The organism is Steroidobacter sp. (genome assembly GCF_036402275.1).
Classification (GTDB): Bacteria; Pseudomonadota; Gammaproteobacteria; order Steroidobacterales; family Steroidobacteraceae; genus Steroidobacter.
Map to the genome: position 1 here is coordinate 43,200 of NZ_DASWTF010000032.1, position 6,430 is coordinate 49,629.

At 63.5% G+C, this 6,430-nt stretch carries 5 protein-coding genes; all 5 read left to right on the forward strand.

From position 1 onward, the window contains the following. Window positions 1-107 precede the first annotated feature (107 nt). Complete coding sequence (locus VGD45_RS15485) at window positions 108-1,187, forward strand: efflux RND transporter periplasmic adaptor subunit (RefSeq protein WP_331156229.1); 1,080 nt, start codon at window positions 108-110, stop codon at window positions 1,185-1,187. Window positions 1,188-1,190: 3 nt separating this feature from the next. After that, complete coding sequence (locus VGD45_RS15490; RefSeq protein ID WP_331156230.1) at window positions 1,191-4,370, forward strand: efflux RND transporter permease subunit; 3,180 nt, start codon at window positions 1,191-1,193, stop codon at window positions 4,368-4,370. Beyond that, window positions 4,357-5,304, forward strand: coding sequence for an MBL fold metallo-hydrolase (locus VGD45_RS15495; protein WP_331156231.1), 948 nt, complete (start codon window positions 4,357-4,359; stop codon window positions 5,302-5,304). Before VGD45_RS15490 ends, VGD45_RS15495 begins: the two co-directional genes overlap by 14 nt. 139 nt (window positions 5,305-5,443) lie before the next feature. Continuing rightward, window positions 5,444-5,812, forward strand: a complete 369-nt coding sequence (locus VGD45_RS15500; protein WP_331156232.1) for a DUF3592 domain-containing protein — start codon at window positions 5,444-5,446, stop codon at window positions 5,810-5,812. A gap of 83 nt (window positions 5,813-5,895) precedes the next feature. Next, window positions 5,896-6,162 (forward strand): GlsB/YeaQ/YmgE family stress response membrane protein, encoded by a 267-nt coding sequence (locus VGD45_RS15505; protein WP_331156233.1) that lies wholly within the window; start codon window positions 5,896-5,898, stop codon window positions 6,160-6,162. The last annotated feature ends 268 nt before the right edge of the window (window positions 6,163-6,430 follow it).

Genomic DNA, 6,430 nt, shown 5'->3' on the forward strand with positions numbered 1-6,430 from the left:
CCGCGAACCTCAGGCAACTTTTAAAGGTTTGTCAGTTACACCCGCGCCTGTAGGGCGGCGGGTTACCATCGGTGTCTCAGTCCCGCGACAAGATACGGAACGACTCCATGCCAGATCGACGATTCCGCCCGCTGCAGTGGGCCCTGTGCGCGATGCTCGTGATCGCGGCTGCAGGTTGCTCGCGTGAACAGGCAGGAGCGGCCCGGCGTGGTGGACCCGAGATAGTCGACGTGGTGACGGCCGAGGCCGCGATAAAGCCGCTCGGTGTCGAGATCGAGGCAGTCGGCACGGCGCGCGCGAACGAGTCGGTCGAAGTCACATCCAAGGCGTCGAACACGGTGAGCGCGATTCGTTTCGACGAGGGCGATCGGGTGCGCAAGGGCCAGGTGCTGGTCGAGCTCGACAACGCCGCAGAGCGCGCCGCCCTCGCTGAAGCCGAAGCCGCGCTCGCCGAAAGCCAGAACAACTTCAAACGCAGCCGCGACCTGTATACGAGCAAGGCCCTCTCGGTCTCGCAACTCGATTTGATCGAGGCGACGTTGAAGGCGAATCAGGCGCGCGTCGACGTGGCCAAGGCGCGCCTTGCGGACACCATCATTCGCGCCAGCTTCGACGGCAACACCGGTTTCCGTCGGGTCAGCGTCGGCAGCCTGGTGAGCCCGGGCTCGGTGATCACCACACTCGACGACACGTCCGTCATCAAGCTCGATTTCACGGTCGCCGAAACTTATTTGTATGTGCTCGAGAAGGGCCTGCCGGTCACCGCCGCGACCGCGGGTCTGCCGGGACGCGAGTTCACCGGCAAGGTCGCGCAGATCGATTCGCGCGTCGATCCGGTGAGCCGTTCCATCGCGGTTCGCGCTGAGCTGCCGAATCCCAAAGGCGAGCTGCGTCCTGGCATGTTCATGACCGTGAAGCTGGAAGGCGAAGTCGCGCCAGCGCTGCTGGTGCCCGAGGGCGCGATCGTGCCCGAGCAGGGCCGTACGTTTGTATTCGTGGTCGAGAACGGCCAGGCGGCGCGTCGGGAAGTGAAGCTCGGTAAGCGGCGCCCCGGTGAAGTGGAAGTCGTGCAAGGACTCAAGGAACACGAGCGCGTGGTGATCGAAGGCACGCAGAACCTGCGTGATGGCGGGCCCGTGCGCGAACAGCAAGCGCAGGCCCAGGCAGAACAGACGACGAGCTCCTAAGTCATGAAGCTGTCCGAGCTGTCGGTGCGCCGACCGGTCTTCGCGACCGTCATCAGCCTGTTGTTGATCATTTTCGGTCTGGTGTCGCTGCAACGACTGGCGGTGCGCGAATATCCCGACATCGATCGTCCGGTGGTGTCGATCACGACCACTTACACCGGCGCTTCGGCCGCGGTCATCGAGACCAAGATCACGCAAGTCATAGAGGACTCCGTCGCCGGCATCGAGGGCATTCTCAAGATCGAATCCGACAGCGAGGACGAGCGCTCCTCGGTGCGCATCGAGTTCGACGTGGATCGTGAGGTCGACGGCGCGGCCAACGACGTTCGAGATCGCGTGGCGCGCGTGGTCGGCAACCTGCCGGAAGAGGCCGATCCGCCGGAAGTCTTGAAGGCGGACGCCAGCGCCGATCCGGTGATGCACATCATCTTCAGCTCCGACACCATGTCGACGCTGGAAGCCAACGACTATGCCGAGCGCAACCTCATCGACCGGTTGTCGACGGTGCCGGGCGTGGCGCGCGTCTCCATCAACAGTGGCCAACGTTACTCCATGCGCATCTGGCTGGATCGTCAGGCGCTGGCGGCGCGCCAGCTCACGGTGACCGACGTCGAAGACGCGCTACGTCGCGAGAATGTCGAGCTACCCGCCGGTCGCATCGAGTCGAAGACTCGCGAGTTCACGTTGCGCACGCTGGTCGGATTGGACGACGAACAGGATTTCCGGGATCTCGTGATTGCGCGTGGCTCGGACGGACACCTGATCCGCTTGGGCGAAGTGGCCAAAGTGCAGCTGGCCGCGGAAAACGACCGCACCACCGCCCGCTTCGATGGCAAGGGCGGCGTGTCGATGGCTGTGGAGGCGCAGTCGAAGGCCAACACGCTCGACATCGTCCGCGGCGTGCGAGCCGAAATCGAAAAGTTGCAGAACAGCTTGCCGAACGGCGCGCAGCTGCAGGTCGGCGTCGACAACGGCATAGCGATCGAAGCGGCGCTGCGAGAGGTGATCATCGCGGTCGTGTTCGCGCTGCTCGCCGTGCTGCTGGTGATTTATGCGTTCCTCGGCAGCCTGCGGGCGACGCTGATCCCGGCCGTGACGATTCCAGTGTCCATCATCGCTTCGTTCACGGTGATGTATGCGCTGGGCTACTCCGCCAATGTGCTCACCTTGCTCGGCCTGGTGCTGGCCATCGGCCTGGTGGTGGACGACGCCATCGTCGTGCTCGAGAACGTGCACCGACGCACCGAGCTCGGCGAGCCGCCGCTGGTGGCCGCTGTGACAGGCAGCAGTGAGATCGGCTTCGCCGTGATTGCCACGACGCTGACGCTCGCGGCCGTGTTCATTCCTGTGTCGTTCCTGCCGGGCGACCTGGGACGGTTGTTCAGCGAGTTCGGCTTCACGCTCGCGGCGTCGGTGCTGTTCTCGGCGCTGGTGGCGTTGACGCTGACGCCGATGCTGGCGTCGAAGCTGCCCGAGTCCGACATGCATCGCAACCGCTTCGCGCTGGCGGTGGATCGTTTCTTCCGTCGCCTCGCCGAAGTTTATGACCGGCGGCTGCGCTCGCTGATTCGTCGGCCTTGGCTGATCGTCGGTGCGGTGGGCGCGCTGGTCGTGCTCGGTGCGTTGACGTTCCGTTCAGTGCCAACGGAATTCGTGCCTGCCGGCGACGCCGGCCGCGTGAGTGTCAGCATCGAGGGGCCGGAAGGGTCGACCTTCGATTACATGTACGACTACGCTCTGCGGCTCGAAGCCATCGCTGCCAAAGAGCAGCAGGCGCACGGCGACATCGAACACTACCTGATACGCGTGCCAGGCGGCGGTGGAGGCGGTCCCGCGCGAACTGGCGATGTGAATTCAGCGCGCCTCTTCATGATGCTGACCGACTGGCACGACCGCAAACGGTCGGCGCAGGAAATCGCCGACTCCATCGTCCGCGAAGCGCAGAAAACGATGCCGGGCGTGCGCGCCATGGCGAACCAGATGGGCAGCCTCGGCCGGCGCGGTTCGGGTCGCCAGTTCGAAGCGGTGCTCGGCGGTCCCGACTACGAATCGCTGGCGGTGTGGTCGAACAAGATGCTGGACCTGGCGCGTGAGTATCCGGGCTTGCGCAACCTCGACACCAGCTACAAGGAGCGCAAGCCGCAGTTGCGAGTCTCGGTGGACCGCAGCCGCGCGGCCGAACTGGGTGTCTCGTTGCAAACGGTCGGTCGTACGCTGGAAACCGTGCTCGGCTCGCGCATCGTCACGACCTATGTCGATCGTGGCCGCGAGTACAACGTGATCCTGCAGGCCAGTGACGAGGCGCGCGAGACCATTACCGATCTCACAAACATTCGTGTTCGATCGGCGCGCGGCGATGCGCTGATTCCGTTGTCCAATGTCGTGCACGTCGAGGAAACGGCAGGCCCGGTGCAGCTGCCGCGGTTCAATCGTCTGCGCTCAGTCGAGATCCGTGGCGATCTCGTGCCGGGTTATACCCTCGGCGACGCCATCGAGTGGTTCCAAAAAACCGCGGCCAGCGAGTTGCCGCCGGAAGCGGTGGTGATGTGGGACGGCGAATCGGAGCAGTACCTGCGCGCCGGAGAACAGATGTATCTCACGTTCTTCTTCGCGCTCGCCATCGTGTTCCTGGTGCTGGCGGCGCAGTTCGAGAGCTTCGTGCATCCGGGCATCATCATGGTCACGGTGCCGCTCGCGCTGCTGGGTGCGGTGTTCGGTCTCAAGTTGTATGGCGCGACCATCAATATCTTCAGTCAGATCGCGGTGATCATGCTCATCGGCATCGCGGCCAAGAACGGCGTGCTGATCGTCGAGTTCGCCAATCAGTTGCGCGATCGGGGCGTGGAGTTCACCGAGGCCGTGGTGAAGGCAGCCGAGACGCGTCTGCGGCCGGTGCTGATGACGAGCTTGTGTACGGCGTTCGGCGCGCTGCCTTTGTTGTTTGCGACGGGCGCGGGTTCGGAGCAGCGTATTCCCATCGGCATCGTGGTGTTCTACGGCACCATCGTTTCGGTGTTCCTGACGTTGTTCGCGGTGCCGGCGGTGTATTCCATCTTCGCGCGCCGGACGCGTTCGCCGGAGCATGTCAGCCGCGTCCTGGATCGGATGCTCGGCCAGCAACGTCCGACGAGCGAGCACAGCGAAGTTCACCTGCTGCGTAACGAGCCTCATGAGCACCGCTGATTTTTGCGAGCACCTGGATCACGGCATCACGGTCATCGACACCGGCTTCGTTCGTCCTCGCTTCGACGCTGCTTTTCTGGTCGTCGAGAACGGCCACGCAGCGTACATCGATACCGGTCCCAACAATGCCGTGCCGAGATTGCTTGCCGCGCTTGAGGCGGTGGGCTTGGAACGAAGCGCTGTCGATTACGTGATTCCAACTCACGTGCATCTGGATCATGCCGGTGGTGCTGGCTTGCTGATGCGAGAGCTGCCGAACGCGCGCATGTTGATTCATCCGCGCGGGGCGCGTCACATGATCGATCCGACGGTGCTCATGGAAGGCGTGCGAGCCGTGTATGGCGTCGAAGTGGCGAATCGCGATTACGGCGAGCTCGTGCCCGTGCCCGAAGATAGAGTGACCACGACCAGCGACGGCATGGTTGTGACATTGGGCGGCCGGCCGCTGCGCTTCATGGACACGCCGGGTCACGCCAAGCATCACCATTGCATTTGGGACGAGGCGAACCGCGGCTGGTTCACGGGCGATACTTTCGGCATTGCTTATCCCGAGCTGCACACGCCGCAAGGACCTTATGTGGTCCCGGCGACGGCGCCGGTGCAATTCGACCAAAAGGCGCTGCACGAGTCGGTGGCGCGTTTGCTGGCTCAACGTCCGTCATTGATGTACCTGACGCATTACGGCGCGGTGGGGAATCCGGAAAAGCTGGCGGTGCAGTTTCTGGCGCAGGTGGACGAGATGGTGGTGGTCGCTCGCGAGCTGGCGCAAGCGCCGCATCGGCATGAACAGTTGAAGCGAGCGTTTGCTGATATCTATATCGCCGAGCTGCGGCGTTCGGGATCGACGCTGCAGGAATCTTTCCTACGTGAAGTCCTGGCTACTGACATCGAGCTGAACGCGCAGGGGTTGGGCGCGTGGCTCAGCAAACATTAGTCTGTCGGTAAAAGACTTTCGGGCGCGGCAATTCAGGCTCCGCCTCAAGGTAATGCGCGCGGATTCGTGATCCACTGCACTGACCGTCGCAATGCGGCTCCCGCATCCTGCGCACGCCCTCTCCGCCTTGGATCCAACAATGTCCGCAGAATTGATGCCCATTATCGCCTTCCTGTCAGGCGCCATGGTCGCGGCGATTTTGTCGTCGTTGAGCGTGTCGCGCGCCGCCAAGTTACAACAGGACATCCTGAAACGCGGGCAAGTCGCCCACGGCCGGATCCTGCACGTCTGGCGGCCCAAGCTCTGGGGCGCTTTCACGCGCATTTATTTCGAGTTCGAGCCTGCCGGCATGGACGGCCCGGTGCGCGGTTGTCATGTCGACCGTCGCTCCGCCGCGGAACCGCTGGCTTCGCTGCCGGCGGTGGGCACCACCGTGTCCGTCCGATATTTACCCGACCAGCCGCATCAGGCAGTGATCGCGCGCCTGGTGTCCCGTTTTACTGACTAAAACGAACGGCCACGACGGAACCAACCGCGAGGCCCCCTCATTTCGTCGCTGACACTGGTTACGACGCCCCGGAGGAGGGTCTTATGGGTATTCTGGTTTGGTTGATCGTCGGCGGCGTGGTCGGCTGGCTGGCCAGCATCATCATGCGCACCGACGCACAGCAAGGTATCTTGTTGAACGTGATCGTGGGCATCGTCGGCGCGTTGCTGGCGGGCTTCATCGTTTCGCCGATGATCGGCGTGGGAACCATCAACGAGGGCATCTCGGTCGCGACCTTCCTGGTCTCGTTGTTGGGCGCCGTCATTCTGTTGGCGATCGTCAACCTGTTCCGCCGCGGCACCGTGCGCTAAGCGCACTCTTCCGGGTCGAATGGAACAAGGGCCGGACTTTGCGTCCGGCCCTTTTTATTTGGCGCTCCTGTTGACCGGTCTACTGGGCTGAGCTGGATTCGGATGAAGAGGCGTCGGTGGCGGGCGCCGTCCGAGGTGACCTCCCTCCTTCCGGCACCGTGCTCCCCCTCAGTCGCGCTATCGCGCGACGTCGTCGGGTCCCGTCCCTGGGCGCACTGTGCCGAAAAGGTCCCTCTTTCTCGACACTGCCGGAAGAAGGGAGGTCACC

Excerpts from the sequence above, each read along its gene's own strand:
- VGD45_RS15485 (WP_331156229.1), top strand. The coding sequence starts at position 108 with ATGCCAGATCGACGATTCCGCCCGCTGCAGTGGGCCCTGTGCGCGATG.
- VGD45_RS15490 (WP_331156230.1), top strand. The coding sequence starts at position 1,191 with ATGAAGCTGTCCGAGCTGTCGGTGCGCCGACCGGTCTTCGCGACCGTC.
- VGD45_RS15495 (WP_331156231.1), top strand. The coding sequence starts at position 4,357 with ATGAGCACCGCTGATTTTTGCGAGCACCTGGATCACGGCATCACGGTC.
- VGD45_RS15500 (WP_331156232.1), top strand. The coding sequence starts at position 5,444 with ATGTCCGCAGAATTGATGCCCATTATCGCCTTCCTGTCAGGCGCCATG.
- VGD45_RS15505 (WP_331156233.1), top strand. The coding sequence starts at position 5,896 with ATGGGTATTCTGGTTTGGTTGATCGTCGGCGGCGTGGTCGGCTGGCTG.